Origin of the sequence: Stackebrandtia nassauensis DSM 44728, from assembly GCF_000024545.1 — a bacterium.
GTDB lineage: Bacteria > Actinomycetota > Actinomycetes > Mycobacteriales > Micromonosporaceae > Stackebrandtia > Stackebrandtia nassauensis.
On sequence record NC_013947.1, the window covers coordinates 3208525 to 3225851 of the forward strand.

Below are 17327 nucleotides of genomic sequence, written 5' to 3' on the forward strand. Positions count from 1 at the left end.
CCGTGGACCGACGGCTAGCCGGACCGCTCGGCCACGTCGAACGAGTCGGGCAGTCCGAAATGCCGGTGCAGCCGAGACCCCAGAAACCTCGTGATCCCGCCGATCCGGTCGCCGCGCATCGTCAGCACGACGATCCCGGTCGGCCGGGCCACCCGGCCGTCGGGATCGGGCAGATAGCAGCCGAACGCCGGTTGCCCGTTGGCGCGAGTGTCCACCAGCGACAACGGTCGATCGCCGCGCCAGCGGCGCCGGATCCGCAGGAACTGTGCGATGGCCGCCAGCCCCCGGTACTCGTGGGGGGCCGGTGGCATCGTCAGCCACGCGTCGTCGGTGAGCAACGCGATGACCGCGTCGACGTCGTCGGCCTCGAACGCCGAGGCGAACCGGCGCGCCAGCCGCGCCTGACCGGCATCGGCCCGGACCGGTTCCGGTGGCACCGGCCCCGGCATCGCCGCGCGGGCCCGTTGCAGCACCCCCTTGAGCGCCGTGGGACTCGTGTCCAACATGCCTGCCGCCTCGGCGAGGCCGTACCCGAGGACATCGCACAGCAACAGCGCTGCCGTCTGCCGTGGCGGCAGTGTCTGCAGCGCCGTGATGAACGCCAGCTCCACGGTCTCGCGCGACTGGTACCGCGACGCGGGATCCAACCGCTCGTCCGGATAGGGCTGCAACCACGGCACCTCGACGGTGCCGTTGGGTTCGGGCGGTTCGAACGGCGCGACCGGTTGCGGCGGCGGACGCCGCTTCCCGTCCCGGATCGCGTTGAGACAACGGTTGGTGGCGATGCGGTACAGCCAGGCACGCAGCGACGACCGTTCGGCGAACCGGGCCAGCCCCCGCCACGCCGACAGCAGCGTCTCCTGCGTCAGGTCCTCGGCGTCGTCGAATGACCCCAGCATCCGATAGCAGTGGACGTGCAACTCGCGCAGGTACGGCCGGGTCAGCTCCTCGAACGCGGCCTCGTCTCCCGCGCGGGCGGCCTCAAGTGTCGACGTCACCGCGAAATTCTTGCAGCCGGATGCGACATCACCGTTCCGATCGGCGTCGCGGCGGTGTCTCAACAGGGGACAACCGATCCATCAGGAGGACAACAGTGACAACGGACAACGCGAGCACCGGACTGGAAGTGGCCCTGGCCTACTACGAAGCCTGGAGTGGCGGCGACTTCGACAAGGCCATGACCCACCTGAGCCCGGACCTGCGCGCCCTGACCCCGGCCGGGCCGATCAGCGGGGCCGAGGCGTTCCGCGAGTTCATGGAGCCGTTCACCAAACGCGTCACGAGCATCCGGCTGCTGGCCGCCTACGGCGAGGGCGACGGCGCGCTGTTGATGTACGACCCCGCGACCGACATCCGGGACTCGGCACCGGGAGCCGAACACCACACCGTCGCCGACGGCCGGATCGTCGAACTGCACCTGATCTTCGACCGGCTGCCGTTCGAACTGGCCCGCCGCGCGGCAGCGGGGGAGTAGAAGACACGACGACGGCGGTGAGGCCATCGATGCCTCACCGCCGTCGCCTGCCCCTCAGCGGCCCGAGAACGCCTCGGCCACCTCGGTAAATTCCGTCCGCTTGCCGCCCCCGGCCTGGGACGTGTCGGTGAAGACGCACGGATGCGGCCCCTCGCCGCACTCCGGCTGCCACCACAACGCGACGGACGCGCCACCGTCGCGCATGCCCTCCAGTGCCGCCGTCACCGCTTCGGGCGTGGTCGGGTCGACGTCGTCACCGGGTTTGGGACCCGACAGCGGCGCGTAGTACTCCGACCACCACACCGGCAGCCCGGACTCGGCGGCGAAGAACGCGGTGACGTCGGAGAACATCTGCTTCATCTGCGCCGGATCGAGCGCGTCACCGTCGCCGTCGATCGTCCAGGCGTCCAGCGTGAAGAACTCGGCCCCGGACTTGTTCTCGTTCCAGTACCGCACCGCCTCGATGTCCCCGGGGTTGACCTCGCCCCACTCACCGGACACTTCGGAGTCGCCGGGCTGGCCGTACTCGTTGCGCAGCGTCACGTACGGCCCGCCGATCTTGGCGTCGGGACGCACCTCCTTCACCGCGTCGTACACCTGGTTGTAGAACTTGGTGAACTCCACATAGTCGGGTTCACTGCCGTTCCAGAAGCCCTTGAACTCGTTCCACACCTGGAAGTACTCCACTTCCGGGAACTTCTGGGCCGTCTCGGCGGCCAGCTGCGCGAACTCGTCGTAGTACTCCGGCTTCGGCGCCTCGTTCATCTCCCAGTCGTCACCGGACGGCTTCATCCAGCCCGGCGCGGAGCACAAGGTGATGACCGGCTTTCCGTCGGTGCTCTTGATGGCCGCGAGGCGCTCCTCCAGACTGGAGAAGTCGCGGGGACCGTCCTGCTTGGGCCACGGGTTGTCGGTGCCGAAACCCATCAGGTGCTGGTTCTGGATCGGTCCGGTGCCGGACAGGATCTCCTTGGCCGACGCGGTGGCGTCGTCATCGCCGAACGGGAACGCGGTGTTGTTGTGCGTGTAGCCGACCTGGAAGTCGGCGTTGGTGTCGGCACTGGCCGTCGCTGCGGTGTAGCCGACGACCGCGAGCACCAGCGCTCCGGCCGACGCCACCGCGGCCCGGCGGCGCCTGCCGCCCAATAGCGGGAAAACGCGCAAGATTCCTCCTGGGGGACAACGGAATGGAAACGCTCCCATCCGGTGGGGACGTCACCATACCGTGTCCCGCAAGGGTTTGCCACGCCTCACTCGTGATCGGAGATCGGCCGCGGCCGATACGGCGTCTCCAGGGCCGTGACCTCCTCATCGCCGAGTTCCACGTCCACCGCGGCGATCGCGTCGTCGAGGTGTTTGGTCTTGGTGGCACCGATGATCGGCGCGGTCACCTCCGGCTTGCGCAACACCCACGCCAGCGCCAGCTGCGCGGGCGGCAGGTCACGCTTGGCCGCGACCTCGCGCAGCACGTCCACGATGTCGAAGTCGTTGTCGCTGTACAGGACGTCGATGACCGGGTCGCTGCCCGCGCGCACCGTGTTCGCGGTCCCGCCGCGCTCCCGGGTCCCGGCCAGCAGACCGCGCGCCAGTGGACTCCACGGGATCACGCCCACGCCCTGGTCGGCGCACAGCGGCAGCATCTCGCGCTCCTCCTCGCGGTACACGAGGTTCACCTGGTTCTGCATCGACACGAACTTCGTCCAGCCGTTGGCCTCGGCCACGTACTGCGCCTTGGCGAACTGCCAGGAGTACATACTGGACGCTCCAATGTAGCGGGCCTTTCCGGCCCGGACCACGTCGTGCAGCGCCTCCATGGTCTCCTCGATCGGAGTCTGGTAGTCCCACCGGTGAATCTGGTAGAGGTCCACATAGTCGGTGCCCAGCCGCTTCAGTGACGCGTCGATGGAGGCCATGATGTGCTTGCGCGACAGGCCGGAATCGTTGGGCCGCTCGCTCATCGGGAAGTACACCTTGGTGGCCAGGACGTAGTCCTCGCGGTCGGCGAACAGCTCGGACAGCAGCTGCCCGGTGATCGTCTCGCTGGCGCCGCGCGAGTACATGTCGGCGGTGTCGAAGAACGTGATCCCGGAGTCGACGGCGTGTTTGACGATGGGCCGGGCGTCGTCGAGGGGCAGTGACCAGGCGCGGTGCGCGGGGTCGCCGTAGCTCATCATCCCCAGGCAGATGCGCGAGACCTTCAATCCCGTGGAACCCAGCCGCAGATACTCCATGTCGTCTCCTCGGTCGTAGTGATCGCTTCGGGAAGTATGGTCCGCACGGTCGTGGCCAGCCAGTGATTCCGGACACGAGGCGGGCCCGGGACGACCGTCCCGGGCCCGTGAACTGGGGAATTACTCGACCGGGGTGTCCGGCAGCGCGAAGGCGAACTCCGCCAGCTGCTCGTACGACAGGTAAGGCGCGGGATCCGATTCCTTCGTCCGCGACACCTCGTCGCTGACCACCACGGCGGAACCGTCGGCGCGGTAGTACACGACGGAGCGTTCGGCCTCGACCGGCGGCTGACCGTCGTCCTCGGTCTTCATCGACACCTGCCGCAGGTCCTGTCCGTCGGGGCCCTCGGCCTTCTCGGCGTCGCAGGACTCGAACTGGGTGAACGAGTCGTCGTTGTTGCAACCGGCCGGGTCGTAGACGTCGCCGGAGTCCTTCTTGTAGGTACCGGCGGGGAAGACGAGGATGGTGAGCGTGTCGTCGGTCCCGCGGTCCTCGGTGAACGCGAAGGTCGGGTCCGAGGCGCCGCCCGACTCGGGCGTGTCATCCCACTGCAGCATGCTGTACGTGTCGCGGTCGTAATGGATGCTCTTGTCGGGCATCGACTCCGGATCCGTCGGGTCCTCCAAGCCGATCAGCATCTGCTCTTCCCGATGGAAGTAGACCGCGTCCTCGCCTTCGGCGTGGTTTCCGGAGTCGCCGCCGAACCAGGACAGCTTGGCGTCCGGGTACTCGCTGTCGAGGTGTTTCCAGAACGCCGCCGTGTAGTCGTCGATCGGCTTCGGCGGCTTGTTGTTCTGGTAGGCGCCACCGGCCCACTGGTAGTGGAACTTCGGGTTGAGTTCGGGAAAGTCGCCGTCCTGGTTGTTGGTCTTGTCATCGGCCGCCTGGTCGTCGGACGGCTGCCCGGGCGTCAGCAACGTGACGACCAGGCCCGTGACGGCCACCGCCGACAGCACCGACCCGCCCGTGGCCAGCAGCTTGCGCCGCTTCCTGGTGCGCCGCCCCAGATCGACCGCCTTGTCGGTGTCCAGCGCGAACGGCACCCTGCCGTGCGGCAGTTCGGCGTCCAATTCGGTCTTGATGTCTTCGTTCATGTCGTGACTTCCTCGGGGATCGTTTCACTCAGCAGCCCGCGCAGTGTCTGCAAGCCTCGCGCGGTCTGGCTCTTGACGGTGCCGGGCGAACAGGCCATGATCTCGGCGGTCTGTTCAACCGACAGGTCCTCCCAGATACGGAGGACGACAGCGATCCGTTGCCGCTTGGGCAATCGAGACAGTGCGTCCAACATGGTCAGCCGTTCGCTGCCCGCCTCGCCCGGGTCGGGGTGGTGGCGTTCGGGAAGCCTGTCGCTGGACCGTTCCCGCTTGAACCAGTGCCGCCGGGCTTCCTCGCGTACGACGTTGACGATGACCTGCCGCACGTAGGCGTCCGGAGACTTGATCGTGGTCTTGTCCCAGTGGAGGTAGAGCTTCACGAGACCTTTCTGCACTGCGTCCTCGGCGCGGTGCCAGTCCCGGCACAGTAGGAAGGCGAACCTTCCCAACTGATCCAGACGTGCGGACACGAACTCGCGGTATTCGGCTTCCGCTTCGGGCTTCATGGGGGCTCACTGTTCTGACGATTCGCTTGTCGCCCCTACTGATGGCTCCGGACCCCGAAGTGGTTGCAAGCCACGGCGAGAAAAACCGGGGGAACGCAAGGGACCCGGCGGCGACCTGTGGTGGTGTGATGTGGTCGGTCGCCGCCGGGTCCGGGTGCGGTGGTTAAAGCTTCACGGTCTGTTCGCACAGCCGTTGACGAGTCTAGGCCACCGCGCGTGACTATCCGGGAAACCGTGGTTCCTCGTCGCGCCGCGCGGCGAACCACTCCTCGACGTCGGTGGACGTGCGCGGCAGCCCGTCGGACAGGTTGCGGTGGCCGTCGGCGGTCACCAGGACGTCGTCCTCGATGCGCACGCCGATGCCGCGCAGTTCCTCCGGGACCAGTTCGTCGTCGGTCTGGAAGTACAGGCCCGGCTCCACCGTCAGGACGTGGCCCTCGGCCAGCTTGCCCTGCCAGTAGTGGTCGGTGCGGGCCGCGGCGCAGTCGTGGACGTCGATGCCCAGCATGTGACCGAAACCGTGCAGCGTCCAGCGACGGTAGACCAGCGAGTCGTCGGCCATGGCCTCGTCGACGCTGACCGGCAGGATGCCCAGGTCGGACAGGCCCTCGGCCAGCACCCGCATGCAGGTCTGGTGGATGTGCTTGTAGTCGACGCCGGGCTTGATCGCGTCCATACCGGCCTGCTGCGAGGCGTACACCAGGTCGTAGACCTGCCGCTGCAGGTCGGTGAACCGCCCGCTCACCGGCAGGGTGCGGGTGACGTCGGCGGTGTACAGGTGGTTGTTCTCGATGCCCATGTCCATGAGGATCAGCTCGCCCGGCACGGTGGCGCCGTCGTTGGTGATCCAGTGCAGCGTGGTGGCGTGCGAACCGGCGCCCACGATCGAGTCGTAGCCGATGCCGTTGCCCTCCAGTCGCGCCCGCATCGCGAACACGCCCTCGAGCAGCCGTTCCCGTACCGCGCGGTCGCGCGGGATGACGCGGGCGACGTCCTCGAATCCGCGCACGGTCGCGTCCACCGCGTCCTGCAGCTGCTCCAGTTCCCACTCGTCCTTTATCAGCCGCAGCTCCGACAGCACCGCCGCCAGCTCCCGGTCCCGGGTCAGCTCCGGCGTGCCATCCTCGGAGCGTCCGGCCTCCTCGGCCGCGATGGCCGCGTCGATGACGGCGTCGATACCCCGCAGCACCCGGGCCTTGTCCCGCTCGAACTGCGGCAGCAGCGCCTCCAGCTCGTCCAGGTCCCGGCACTCGATGCCCAGCAGTGTCGCGGTCTCGTCGAGCGAGTAGCGGCGGCCCACCCACAGTTCGCCGTACTGGGCGCTGCGGAAGAACTCGTCCGACTCCTTCGACTTGCGCTGCCGCCGGTACAGGACGGCGTCGTGACCGCCCGCGGCCGGGCTCAGCACCAGCACGCCCTCGGGGTCGTAGTCGCCGGTCAGCCAGGCGAAGTCGCTGCCAGCCCGGAATCGGAAGAAGGTGTCGTTGGCGCGGACTTTCTCGGCGCCGGTGGGAATGATCAGGGTCTCGCCCGGAAAGGCCTGGGACAGGGCGTCACGGCGCTGCGCGTGCCGCACCGACTGCGGCACCGCGACCAGCCCGGTCAGGTCGGACGAACCCCAGCCAGTGCGCATGAACTGCAGGAACTTCTCGGGGTACTTGGGGTCGTGGCTGCGTTCACCACTCTTCGGGGCAGCTTCGGCCGCCGCCGCATTGGTCTCAGACATGTGCACGGGCCTTCCATGGAGTGTCGTGGATACTTCGACCGTAACGCCGCCACGTTCGGTATTGACCCCCGCACGCGCAATTCGTGACCGGGCTTTCGCGTCTGAGGCGTGTGTTGTCGTTTCTGGTCAGGTGCGAGGATGGTCGGCATGTGCGGAATCCTGACCTTCATCAGCTCCCGAGGGGCTGCCGCCGAGCGATCCGATGCCATCGCCGCCGCCAACGAACGCCTCCACCACCGCGGCCCCGATGAGACCGGCATGGAGCTGATCGACACCGATGTCGCGATCGCGCACAAACGGCTGTCGATCATCGACGTTGAGTCCTCCCACCAGCCGATGTGGTACTCCGGCAACCGGTACGTCATGACGTACAACGGCGAGATCTACAACTACAAGGAACTGCGCGCCGAGCTCATCGAGAAGCACGGCGCCGAGTTCGCCACCCAGGGCGACGGTGAGGTCATCCTCGCCGGATACCACCACTGGGGCCCCAACGTCGCCGCCCGGCTGCGCGGCATGTTCGCGTTCGTCATCTGGGACCGGCAGCAGCGCCGCGCCTACGGCGCCCGCGACCCCTGGGGCATCAAGCCGATGTTCCACCTGCACACCGACGACGGCGTCTACTTCTCCAGCGAGAAGAAGGCCCTGATGCCGTTCACCGACCCGAACGACCTCGACCGGGAGAACCTGGCGCACTACCTGACGCTGCAGTACCCGCCCGAGCCGGGCAGCATGCACCGCGGCGTCAACCGGATCGCCGCCGGACACTACGTCGAGTTCGCCCCCGGCAAACCGGTCGAGGCGACCCGCTACTTCAACCCCGACTTCCGGCCCCGCTCGGTCGACAACCCGCAGAAGCTGTACGACGAGATCGCCGAGACACTGCGCGAGTCGGTGCGGATGCACATGCGCGCCGACGTGCCGGTGGGCGCGTTCCTGTCCAGCGGCATCGACTCCACCGGCGTCGTCGCGATGGCCCGCGAGTTCAACCCCGACATCCTCGCCTTCACCATCGGCTACGAGGGCCTGGGCCAGTACAACGAACTGGACGTGGCCTCAGAATCCGCGCAGCACCTGGGCGTCAAACTGATCGGCACCACGATCGGCGCGCAGGAGATGATGGACGCGCTGCCCAAGATCGTGTGGCACCTGGACGACCCGATCGCCGACCCGTCACTGGTGCCGCTGTACTACGTCGCCAAGAAGGCCGCCGAACACGTCACCGTGGTCCTGGGCGGCGAGGGCGCCGACGAGTTCTTCGGCGGCTACGGCATCTACCGGGAACCGCTGTCGCTGCAAGCCATCCAAGGCCTGCCCAAGGGCGTGCGCTCCAGCCTGCGCGCGGTGTCCAAGGTGATCCCCGAGGGCGTCAAGGGCAAGAGCTTCCTGGAACGCGGCACCACCGACCTCGAACGCCGCTTCGTCGGCAACGCCAACATCTTCGGCGAGGAGGAGAAGCGGCGGCTGTTGCGCGGCTACGACTCCAGCGTCGACTTCAGCGCCATCACCGGCCCGCTGTGGGCCGAGTGCGAGGGCCTGGACGAACCCACCCGGATGCAGTACGTCGACATCAAGACCTGGCTGCGCGGCGACATCCTCGTCAAGGCCGACCGCATCTCGATGGCCCACAGCCTCGAAGTCCGGGTGCCGTTCCTGGACCCGGAGGTGTTCAAGGTGGCCTCGACCATCCCGGTGGACGAGAAGGTCCGCCTGCGCGGCAACCACACCAAGTTCGCGCTGCGCCAGGCGTTGGCCAAGGTGGTGCCACCGGCGATCGTCAACCGCCCCAAGATGGGTTTCCCGACTCCGACGCGGGTGTGGCTGGCCAACGAGATGTTCGAGTGGGCCGACAACATCCTGGCCACCGCGGGCTGCGGCCACCTCATCGACCTCGAGTACGTGCGCGGCCTGCTGCGCGACCACAAGGAGGGCAAGGCCGACAACAGCCGCAAGGTGTGGACGATCCTGGTGTTCTGCCTGTGGCACGCGATCTTCGTCGAACAGTCGCTGGACCCGGGCATTGAACGCGCCACCTCGCAGCTGGCCGCCAAACCGGCCGTCGGCTCGATGGTGTCCTAGCGGCCCTAGTCGAGCCGGGTCAGGAAATCGGCCCGGTCGACGAGCGCCCGCTCGATCTCGCCGTCGGCGACCAGGTTGTTGTCGCCGTCGACGAGACTGATGTCGAAGGTCAGCTTGTTGCCGTCCCGGCCCCGCAATCGGGCCCGGGCGGCGACCATGCGGCCCAACGGCACCGCCGCCAGGTGCCGCAGCCGCACCCGTGTGCCCACTGTGGTCATCGTGGTGGGGATGCGGCGGGTCAGGGACATGACGATCGCGGCTTCGGCGAGCGCCAGCACCCGTGGGGTTCCGAGCACCGGGACGTCACCGGAACCGAGCGATTGCGCGGTGTCGGCTTGCGTGACGATGGTCTCGACACGTCCGGATACGTCCTGCAGGGCGGTGGGGTCAAGTTCGGTGAGGTCGCGCACGTTACTACCCTATGTGTCGCCACCGTCATTTGGCGATCTCCACGGGTCACTGATATTCAGCCCGAACGGCGCTGGCACACTCACCGTCATGAACAAGACCGCGGGTTCGGGTGTGGAACTGGTGGCGAGTCCCCGCAAGACCACCATCGCCTGCTGGATCGGGGCGGTCCTGGTGCTGGCGGTGTGCGTGGTCGCCGCGACGGCCATGGGCGGAAAGACCGAGGGCGGCGGCGTCTTCCACTCCGCCGACGCCTACGCCATGGTCGGACTGGGAGTGCTGGCAGCGCTGGGGATCCTGACCTTCGCCCGGCCCCGGGTGTGGGCCGACGAACACAAGGTCCGGGTGCGCAACCTGTTCGGCTCCACCGAGGTGCCCTGGCAGATCGTGGAGTCGGTGCGGTTCCCGCGCGGCGCCTCGTGGGCGATGCTGGAGTTGGCCGACGACGACGTGATCGCGGTGATGGCGATCCAGTCGGTCGACAAGGACCGCGCCGTTGCCGCGGTGCGCAGGCTGCGGGAGCTGCTTGCCGAATCCCGGGGCGAATAGGCGTCTGCTACGCTTATGCGTCGACCAAGTCACCCCCTGGGTGACTCGCGTAAGCGGAGCCCCGCTCCCACCCGTTGACACGCTTGAGGGTTTTCGGGTCAGTAACACCATCGACCACACCACCGGTGTGGCCACGTGGTGTATGAAGGGGCCCTGGCTGTATGCCGGGGCTTTCGTCGTTGTGGGGTATCTCCTTGCGCACCAGGTCGCACGCAAGTGCACTTATCGCATTACTAAGGAGGCCCCATCAGCGATTCGCGCGTGAACGAACAGATCCGGGCTCGCGAGGTGCGGCTGGTCGGACCGCAGGGAGAACAAGTGGGCATCGTCTCGCTTGACAAGGCCCTGCAGTTGGCCGCCGACGTCGATCTGGATCTTGTCGAGGTGGCGCCAAATGCCCGGCCGCCGGTCTGCAAGCTCATGGACTACGGCAAGCACAAGTACGAAACCGCCCTGAAGGCGCGTGAGGCCCGGCGCAACCAGCAGCAGACCGTGATCAAGGAGATGAAGCTTCGCCCCAAGATCGACGATCACGATTACGAGACCAAGAAGGGTCACGTGATCCGCTTCCTCAAGGCGGGGGACAAGGTCAAGATCACGATCATGTTCCGGGGCCGGGAGCAGAGTCGTCCCGAACTGGGCTTGCGGCTGCTGAACAAACTGGGAGAAGAGGTCTCCGACCTCGGTGTCGTGGAAGCGGCTCCCAAGCAGGACGGGCGCAACATGATCATGGTGTTGGCGCCCCACAGGACCAAACAGCCCGTGGCCACCAAGGCCGCCAAGAAACCGGCCGAAGGCGACGAAGAGTAGCCCTCGGCCCTCAGGAACGAAGGAACAAGGAGTACCGATGCCGAAAATGAAGAGCCACAGCGGCATGCGCAAGCGGGTGAAGATCACCGGCACCGGCAAGCTTCGCCGTCAGCGCGCCAACCGGCGTCACTACCTGGAGCACAAGAGCTCCCGGCTGACCCGTCGCCTGGACGGCCGGGTGGACTTCGCCAAGGCCGACGTCAAAAAAGTCAAGCGACTGCTCGGAATCTAAATCATCCGCACATGACCGACAGCCATCCATGTGTGGATGGACAGCAATGAGGAGAAAGACCTGTGGCACGCGTTAAGCGGGCACTCAATGCCAAGAAGAAGCGCCGCGTCGTCCTGGATTCCGCGAAGGGATACCGGGGACAGCGCTCCCGGCTGTACCGCAAGGCAAAGGAGCAGCTGCTCCATTCCTACGAGTACTCCTACCGGGACCGCCGGGCCCGCAAGGGCGACTTCCGGCGACTGTGGATCACCCGCATCAACGCCGCGGCCCGCGCCAACGGCATCACGTACAACCGGTTCATTCAGGGACTGAAGGCTGCCGAGGTCGAGGTGGACCGCAAGGTCCTGGCCGACCTGGCCGTCACCGACGAAGCCGCGTTCACCGCGCTCGTCGACGTGGCCCGCAAGGCTCTTCCGGCCACCGCCTGATGATCGAATCAGCACCCGGGTCGACCCCGCTGACGCGGACGTCGTCCCGGGTTGTTGCTGCCCGCAAACTCTCGCGGCGTCGCACCCGCGACGAACGCCGTTCCTTCATGGCCGAGGGACCGCAGGCGGTCGCCGAGGCGGTGCGGGCCGGTGGCGTCACCGAGGTCTTCGCCACCGAGGCGGCGCTGAGCCGCCACACCGGGCTGCTGGCCGAGGCCGAGTCCTTCGGCGCCCGGGTGTTCGCCGTGGCCGACTCGGGCCTGGCGGCACTGACCGACACCGTGCACCCGCAGGGCATCGTGGCGGTGTGCGGCTACGTCGACACCACGCTGCCCGAAACCGTGCGGTTGGCGGTCGTCCTGGACGGCATCGCCGATCCCGGCAACGCCGGGACCATCCTGCGCACCGCCGACGCGGCCGGAGCCCAGGCGGTGGTGTTCCCGCACGGCTCGGTCGACCCGTACAACGGCAAGTGCGTGCGGGCGTCGGTGGGCAGCCTGTTCCACCTGCCGGTGGTGCGCGGCGGCGACACCGACGAACACCTGGACGCGTTGCGCGCCAAGGGCTTGCGCATCCTCGCCGCCGACGTGCGCGGCGAGACCGACCTGGACGCGGCCATCGATGACGGCCTGCTGCGCCAACCCACGGCCTGGCTGTTCGGCTCCGAGGCCCACGGCCTGTCCGACGCGCTCACCGAACGCGCCGACGTGCGGGTCCGGGTGCCGATCTACGGCGCGGCCGAGAGCCTAAACCTCGCGACGGCCGCCGCGGTGTGCCTGTATGCTTCCGCACGAGAACATCGCAAAGGAGAAACCTGATGTCACGCATGTCTATGCGGATGTTTATGCGGCCCGCCGGTGGCGGGCTGCGGCGGTAGTTCTCTTTCCCTCATCGCAGCCGAGACCGGCGGGCTGACGGCACAGCCGTGTGTGTCCTCTTAGAACCTTACGCGGGGCGGTTTCGTGCCCCGCCGACCGAAAGCGTATGGCGATGACCTATCGAAGCGATCCCTACGACCCCAAGGAAGCCGCGTACCTGTCGCCGCAGGCGCTCGACGACGCGATAGCCACGGCCGAGAAGGCCTTCGCCGAGGCCGGAGACGCCGACACCCTCGCGTCCATCAAGCACCTGCACCTGGGTGACAAGGCCCCGATCTCGCTGGCGCGCCGCGAGATCGGCTCGCTGCCCCCGGCTGCCAAGGCCGACGCGGGCAAACGCGTCAACACCGCCCGCCAGGCCGTGACGGTCGCCTACGAAGCCCGCGCCGAGGTCCTGGCCGCCGAGGCCGCCCAGCGCGTCCTGCGCGAGGAGACCGTCGACGTCACCGTCCCGGTCGACCGGCGCCCCCGCGGCGCCCGGCACCCGCTGACCCTGACGGCCGAACGCATCGCCGACTTCTTCACCGCGATGGGCTACCAGATCAGCGAGGGCCCCGAGATCGAACCGGAGTGGTTCAGCTTCGACGCGCTGAACATCGGCCCCGACCACCCCGCGCGCTCCATGATGGACACGTTCTATCTGGACGCCGCCGGTCGCGGCGCCGCCTCCGGCCTCACCCTGCGTCCGCACACCTCCTCGGTGCAGATCCACACCATGCTCACCCAGGAGCCGCCGATCTACGCCGTCTCCCCGGGCCGGGTCTACCGCACCGACGAGGTCGACGCGACCCACAGCCCCGTCTTCCACCAGACCGAGGGCATCGTCATCGACAAGGGCATCACCATGGCCCACCTCAAGGGCACCCTCGACCACTGGGCCAAGGCCATGTTCGGCGTCCAGGCCCGCACCCGGCTGCGGCCGTCCTACTTCCCGTTCACCGAACCCAGCGCCGAGGTCGACGTCTGGTTCGCCGCCCACCGCGACGGTCCCCGCTGGATCGAGTGGGGCGGTTGCGGCATGGTCAACCCGCGGGTGCTGCGCGCCTGCGGCATCGACCCGACCATCTACAGTGGCTTCGCCTTCGGGATGGGCATCGACCGCGCCGTCATGCTGCGGCACGGGGTCACCGATATGAGAGACATGTTCGACGGAGATGTGCGCTTCCCGCTGGCGCTGGGAACGGAGGAGTAGCCGATGCGAGTCCCACTGTCCTGGCTGCGCGAGTACGTCGCGCTGCCGCAAGACCTGCCGATCGCCGACCTCGACGCCGCGTTCGTCCAGTGCGGCCTGGAAGTCGACACCGTGGAAGACCTGCGCGACAACGTGACCGGCCCGCTCGTGGTCGGCACCGTCGCGTCCTTCGAGGTGCTCACCGACTTCAAGAAACCCATCCGCTACTGCCAGGTCGACGTCGGTGAACCCGAACCGCGCGGCATCATCTGCGGTGCCAGCAACTTCGCCGAGGGCGACCGGGTCGTCGTCGCGCTGCCCGGCGCGGTACTGCCGGGCGGCTTCGCGATCAGCGCCCGCAAGACCTACGGCCACGTGTCCGACGGCATGATCGCCTCGGCCCGCGAACTGGGCCTGGGCGAGGACCACTCAGGCATCATGGTGCTGCCCGACAGCGCCGAGGCCCCCAACGGCGCCGACGCGCGCCCGGTGATCGGCCTGGACGAGGTGATCTTCGAACTCGAACTCACCCCCGACATGAGCCACTGCTTCTCCATGCGCGGCATCGCCCGCGAGGTCGCCCACCGGCTCGGCGTCGGCTTCACCGACCCGGCCGGTCTGACCACCGAACCGGCGGCCACCGCCGACGGCCCGCACCCGCTGCGCGTCGACGACCCGCTGGGCTGCGACCGCTTCGCCACCCGCGCCGTCCGCGGCCTCGACCCCGCCGCGGCCAGTCCGGAATGGCTGCGCCGCCGCCTCATCCACGCGGGGATGCGTCCCATCAGTCTGGCCGTGGACGTCACCAACTACCTGATGCTGGAACTCGGCCAGCCCATGCACGCCTGGGACCTGGCCACCCTCAAGGGAACCCTGGTGGTGCGCCGCGCCGCCGCCGGCGAGAAACTGACCACACTCGACGACGTCGAACGGTCCCTGGACGCCGAGGACCTCGTCATCTGCGACGACACCGGTCCACTGTCCCTGGCCGGAATCATGGGCGGCGAAACCAGCGAGATCTCGGACTCCACAACGGACGTCCTCATGGAGGCGGCCCACTGGGACCCGACCACCATGGCCCGCACCGGCCGCCGCCACCGGCTGTCCAGTGAGGCCGGAAAACGCTTCGAACGCGGCGTCGACCCCGCACTGTGCCGCGTCGCGGTCCAGCGCGCCATCGACCTGCTCGTCGAATACGGCGGCGGCACCGTCGACGCGTCGGTCGGCGACATCGACAACCGCCGCCCCACCGCGACGATCCGCCTCGCCGCCGACCTACCGTCCCGCATCGCGGGCGTCAGCTACGACACCACCCGGGTCGGCGCGGCGCTGGACGCCTGCGGCTGCACCTGGACCGCCGAAGCCGACACCCTCACGGTGACGCCACCCAGCTGGCGGCCCGACATGACCGACCAGGCCGACGTCGTCGAAGAGGTCATCCGCCTCGACGGCTACGACAAGGTCCCCTCGGTCCTGCCCGCGGCCCCACCCGGCCGCGGCCTCACCCCGACCCAACGCCGACGCCGCCACATCGGCCGCGCCCTCGCGTCAGCCGGGTACGTCGAAACCCTCACCTACCCGTTCGGCGACCCGACGGTCTTCGACGCCCTCGGCCTCCCCGCCGACGACCCGCGCCGCCAGGTCCTCACCCTGGCCAACCCGATCGTCGACGCGGAACCGGCACTGCGCACCACCCTCATCCCGGGCCTCCTCAAGGCCCTCAAGGTGAACGTGGACCGCGGCATCCGCGATGTCGGCCTCTTCGAGACCGGCCTGGTCTTCAACCCCCGCCCGGGCTGGGAAGACCAACCGCTCCCACAACTCCCGGTCGACCGCCGACCGACCGCCGCCGAACTGGCGGTGGCCGACGCGCTCCGCCCACACCAACCCCAACACCTCGCCACGGTCCGCTGCGGCCACATCGAGAGCGACGGCTGGTGGGGCCCAGGCCGCTTGGGAGACTGGAGCGACGCCATAGCGGCGGCCCGCACCATCGCCTCGGCCTCCGGCGTCGAACTCGAAGTCCGCCAAGCCCAACACGCCCCCTGGCACCCGGGCCGCTGCGCCGAACTGCTCCACAACGACACCGTCGTGGGCCACGCGGGCGAACTCCACCCGAGCGTCTGCGACGCCCTGGAGGTACCCCGCCGCACCTGCGCGGTCGAGATCAACCTCGACGCCATCGGCTTCCCCGAGGTCCCACCAGGCCCATCGATCTCCCACTACCCGGTGGCCCTGATCGACGTCGCGGTGGTCGTCGACGCCACCACCCCGGCAGCCCAAGTGGCCAGCGCCCTCTCCGAAGGCGCGGGTGACCTCCTGGAGGACATCCGCCTGTTCGACGTCTTCTCCGGCGAACAACTCGGCGAGAACCGCAAATCGCTGGCCTACAAACTCACCTTCCGCGCCCCGGACCGCACCCTCACCGCGGACGAGACGGTCGAGGCCCGCGACCGAGCAGTCGCCCTCGCCGCCGACCGCCACGGCGCGGTACTGCGCGGGGCGTGATTTCTCGCCTGGTCATGATCGACGCGATCGGATAGCGAGTGGTGGGCGCCGAGTGCCCACCACTCGTCTAATTCCACACCTGATTTCGCCGATTCCAGGTCGGGATAGGACTGTCTTGGAAAACATCGAAAAACTCAGCAAACCCACTTTCTAAAACAAACTGACAATGCAATCTACACGCGCAGAGGGTTGTTCGTCGTATTGGCGACACAACCCTGTCTACAACCATTCAACGGATGGACACTTATAGATGCAGACGCACCCCAAGCCGCTTCGGCACCGGGGTTGCACGGGACCACAAGCGCGTTCTAGGTGGGGCGTAGATGAGTCAAATCGACCTCAAACAAATCGTAGCGGTGGCCCTGGCGGCTGAAATCGCGAAGAAGATCGTCACTGCGGCATTTCTCGCATGTGGTGCGGTGTCCACATGGTTTGCCGGAGCGGGGAGTGCGAGCGTGAGCACTCTAGGGTGGCCGATTGTCGCTACAGTCGTATTTGGAGCCGCCTTGGCATTCCTGGTGATCGCGCAGCGTCAGAGCATATATAGGTGTCGTTATCCGGCGATAGCTTTCCAAACGGAGATTCTTGAGAAGAGCTGCAGCTATGTTATCAATGAGCATGGCGAGCTATTGTATTCCAAACGAATAAAGCTCAAGGCCCTGCGTGACCAAATGGATGAATATATTGACAGATATTTCTGGTCTGGAGGCGGTGTGCCCAAACCGGAGCCGGGTGAGGGTGCTCAGGAGATCACTGAAGTGGCTCGCGTTGGAGTATGGGAATATTATCGTATCTTCTTTGGCCGCGTCCTGCACCGAGGCGATGTTCACGAAATAGAGATCACGTGGCCGTTGACGAACTGGCGCGACTCGTCGCCCTTTGTGGCACTCTCCACCAGAGAACCGACGCATAAACTTGTCTTCGATGTCAAGCTGCCTGCCGATGAAGTCGGTGGAAGTGTTCTGGCGGAGGAAATCGCGGGCATCGACTCCATCTATCCTTTCAACACGGAGGAGATCGAACTCGACCATGGTCGGTGCAGGTGGGTAGTGGACAGGCCATCGCTCTACACGCAGTACCGGCTACGTTGGACTTGGAAGGGTGCGCAGGCCAAGACAATTCCCGTTTTGGTGGAAGAGGCCAAAGCGGTTGAAGGTACTGACCGCGAAGCCGGGCCAACAAGAGTCCCCCATCTTTAATCGAATTGACCGTGCTGGCGGCACATCTTTGTT

17 protein-coding genes are annotated in these 17327 nt (G+C 67.3%); 10 read left to right on the top strand and 7 right to left on the bottom strand.

The window, feature by feature from the left end:
- Window positions 1–14: 14 nt before the first annotated feature.
- Window positions 15–998, bottom strand: a complete 984-nt coding sequence (locus SNAS_RS14995; protein ID WP_013018284.1) for an RNA polymerase subunit sigma-70 — start codon at window positions 996–998, stop codon at window positions 15–17.
- 95 nt (window positions 999–1093) lie between these two features.
- On the opposite strand from SNAS_RS14995, the gene SNAS_RS15000 reads away from it, so the two are divergent.
- On the top strand, window positions 1094–1474 hold the full coding sequence (locus SNAS_RS15000; protein WP_013018285.1) for a nuclear transport factor 2 family protein: 381 nt from the start codon (window positions 1094–1096) through the stop codon (window positions 1472–1474).
- 54 nt (window positions 1475–1528) lie between these two features.
- On the opposite strand, the gene SNAS_RS32810 is transcribed toward SNAS_RS15000, so the two are convergent.
- The 5 genes from SNAS_RS32810 to SNAS_RS15025 all read right to left on the bottom strand — a co-directional run bounded on the left by SNAS_RS32810 (window position 1529) and on the right by SNAS_RS15025 (window position 7032).
- Window positions 1529–2638, bottom strand: a complete 1110-nt coding sequence (locus tag SNAS_RS32810; RefSeq protein WP_013018286.1) for a glycoside hydrolase family protein — start codon at window positions 2636–2638, stop codon at window positions 1529–1531.
- An 86-nt stretch (window positions 2639–2724) separates the two neighbouring features.
- Window positions 2725–3705 (bottom strand): aldo/keto reductase, encoded by a 981-nt coding sequence (locus SNAS_RS15010; protein ID WP_013018287.1) that lies wholly within the window; start codon window positions 3703–3705, stop codon window positions 2725–2727.
- A 120-nt stretch (window positions 3706–3825) separates the two neighbouring features.
- Complete coding sequence (locus SNAS_RS15015) at window positions 3826–4800, bottom strand: hypothetical protein (protein WP_013018288.1); 975 nt, start codon at window positions 4798–4800, stop codon at window positions 3826–3828.
- Entirely contained in the window at window positions 4797–5306 is a 510-nt protein-coding gene (locus tag SNAS_RS15020; RefSeq protein WP_013018289.1) for a SigE family RNA polymerase sigma factor, read from the bottom strand. Before SNAS_RS15020 ends, SNAS_RS15015 begins: the two co-directional genes overlap by 4 nt.
- A gap of 220 nt (window positions 5307–5526) precedes the next feature.
- Complete coding sequence (locus tag SNAS_RS15025; RefSeq protein WP_013018290.1) at window positions 5527–7032, bottom strand: aminopeptidase P family protein; 1506 nt, start codon at window positions 7030–7032, stop codon at window positions 5527–5529.
- A 147-nt stretch (window positions 7033–7179) separates the two neighbouring features.
- Between SNAS_RS15025 and asnB the strand changes: the two genes are divergently transcribed.
- The gene (gene asnB / locus SNAS_RS15030; protein ID WP_013018291.1) at window positions 7180–9111 is read left to right on the top strand and encodes an asparagine synthase (glutamine-hydrolyzing); all 1932 of its coding nucleotides are present in this window, start codon (window positions 7180–7182) and stop codon (window positions 9109–9111) included.
- 5 nt (window positions 9112–9116) lie between these two features.
- On the opposite strand, the gene SNAS_RS15035 is transcribed toward asnB, so the two are convergent.
- Entirely contained in the window at window positions 9117–9521 is a 405-nt protein-coding gene (locus tag SNAS_RS15035; protein ID WP_013018292.1) for a thioesterase family protein, read from the bottom strand.
- Between the two features lie 88 nt (window positions 9522–9609).
- Here SNAS_RS15035 and SNAS_RS15040 point away from each other — a divergent pair, with 88 nt between their 5' ends.
- The 8 genes from SNAS_RS15040 (at window position 9610) to SNAS_RS35140 (ending at window position 17294) form a co-directional block, all read left to right on the top strand.
- Window positions 9610–10068, top strand: coding sequence for a PH domain-containing protein (locus SNAS_RS15040; protein WP_013018293.1), 459 nt, complete (start codon window positions 9610–9612; stop codon window positions 10066–10068).
- Window positions 10069–10329: 261 nt separating this feature from the next.
- Window positions 10330–10878: a translation initiation factor IF-3 gene (infC, locus tag SNAS_RS15045; protein WP_013018294.1), complete on the top strand. Its 549-nt coding sequence runs from the start codon at window positions 10330–10332 to the stop codon at window positions 10876–10878.
- A gap of 37 nt (window positions 10879–10915) precedes the next feature.
- Window positions 10916–11110, top strand: a complete 195-nt coding sequence (gene rpmI, locus SNAS_RS15050; RefSeq protein ID WP_013018295.1) for a 50S ribosomal protein L35 — start codon at window positions 10916–10918, stop codon at window positions 11108–11110.
- A gap of 62 nt (window positions 11111–11172) precedes the next feature.
- Window positions 11173–11538 (top strand): 50S ribosomal protein L20, encoded by a 366-nt coding sequence (gene rplT, locus SNAS_RS15055; RefSeq protein WP_013018296.1) that lies wholly within the window; start codon window positions 11173–11175, stop codon window positions 11536–11538.
- Window positions 11538–12356: a TrmH family RNA methyltransferase gene (locus SNAS_RS15060; protein ID WP_041624913.1), complete on the top strand. Its 819-nt coding sequence runs from the start codon at window positions 11538–11540 to the stop codon at window positions 12354–12356. Before rplT ends, SNAS_RS15060 begins: the two co-directional genes overlap by 1 nt.
- 172 nt (window positions 12357–12528) lie before the next feature.
- Window positions 12529–13608: a phenylalanine--tRNA ligase subunit alpha gene (pheS, locus tag SNAS_RS15065; protein ID WP_041626180.1), complete on the top strand. Its 1080-nt coding sequence runs from the start codon at window positions 12529–12531 to the stop codon at window positions 13606–13608.
- A 3-nt stretch (window positions 13609–13611) separates the two neighbouring features.
- Window positions 13612–16095, top strand: a complete 2484-nt coding sequence (pheT, locus tag SNAS_RS15070; protein ID WP_013018299.1) for a phenylalanine--tRNA ligase subunit beta — start codon at window positions 13612–13614, stop codon at window positions 16093–16095.
- A gap of 323 nt (window positions 16096–16418) precedes the next feature.
- Window positions 16419–17294 (top strand): hypothetical protein, encoded by an 876-nt coding sequence (locus SNAS_RS35140; RefSeq protein WP_013018300.1) that lies wholly within the window; start codon window positions 16419–16421, stop codon window positions 17292–17294.
- The last annotated feature ends 33 nt before the right edge of the window (window positions 17295–17327 follow it).

What these genes read in the sequence shown, in the direction of transcription:
- SNAS_RS15010 (WP_013018287.1), bottom strand. Translation starts at nt 3,705, where the DNA reads ATGGAGTATCTGCGGCTGGGTTCCACGGGATTGAAGGTCTCGCGCATC.
- SNAS_RS15015 (WP_013018288.1), bottom strand. Translation starts at nt 4,800, where the DNA reads ATGAACGAAGACATCAAGACCGAATTGGACGCCGAACTGCCGCACGGC.
- SNAS_RS15020 (WP_013018289.1), bottom strand. Translation starts at nt 5,306, where the DNA reads ATGAAGCCCGAAGCGGAAGCCGAATACCGCGAGTTCGTGTCCGCACGT.
- SNAS_RS15025 (WP_013018290.1), bottom strand. Translation starts at nt 7,032, where the DNA reads ATGTCTGAGACCAATGCGGCGGCGGCCGAAGCTGCCCCGAAGAGTGGT.
- asnB (WP_013018291.1), top strand. Translation starts at nt 7,180, where the DNA reads ATGTGCGGAATCCTGACCTTCATCAGCTCCCGAGGGGCTGCCGCCGAG.
- SNAS_RS15040 (WP_013018293.1), top strand. Translation starts at nt 9,610, where the DNA reads ATGAACAAGACCGCGGGTTCGGGTGTGGAACTGGTGGCGAGTCCCCGC.
- rpmI (WP_013018295.1), top strand. Translation starts at nt 10,916, where the DNA reads ATGCCGAAAATGAAGAGCCACAGCGGCATGCGCAAGCGGGTGAAGATC.
- SNAS_RS15060 (WP_041624913.1), top strand. Translation starts at nt 11,538, where the DNA reads ATGATCGAATCAGCACCCGGGTCGACCCCGCTGACGCGGACGTCGTCC.
- pheS (WP_041626180.1), top strand. Translation starts at nt 12,529, where the DNA reads ATGACCTATCGAAGCGATCCCTACGACCCCAAGGAAGCCGCGTACCTG.
- pheT (WP_013018299.1), top strand. Translation starts at nt 13,612, where the DNA reads ATGCGAGTCCCACTGTCCTGGCTGCGCGAGTACGTCGCGCTGCCGCAA.
- SNAS_RS35140 (WP_013018300.1), top strand. Translation starts at nt 16,419, where the DNA reads ATGAGTCAAATCGACCTCAAACAAATCGTAGCGGTGGCCCTGGCGGCT.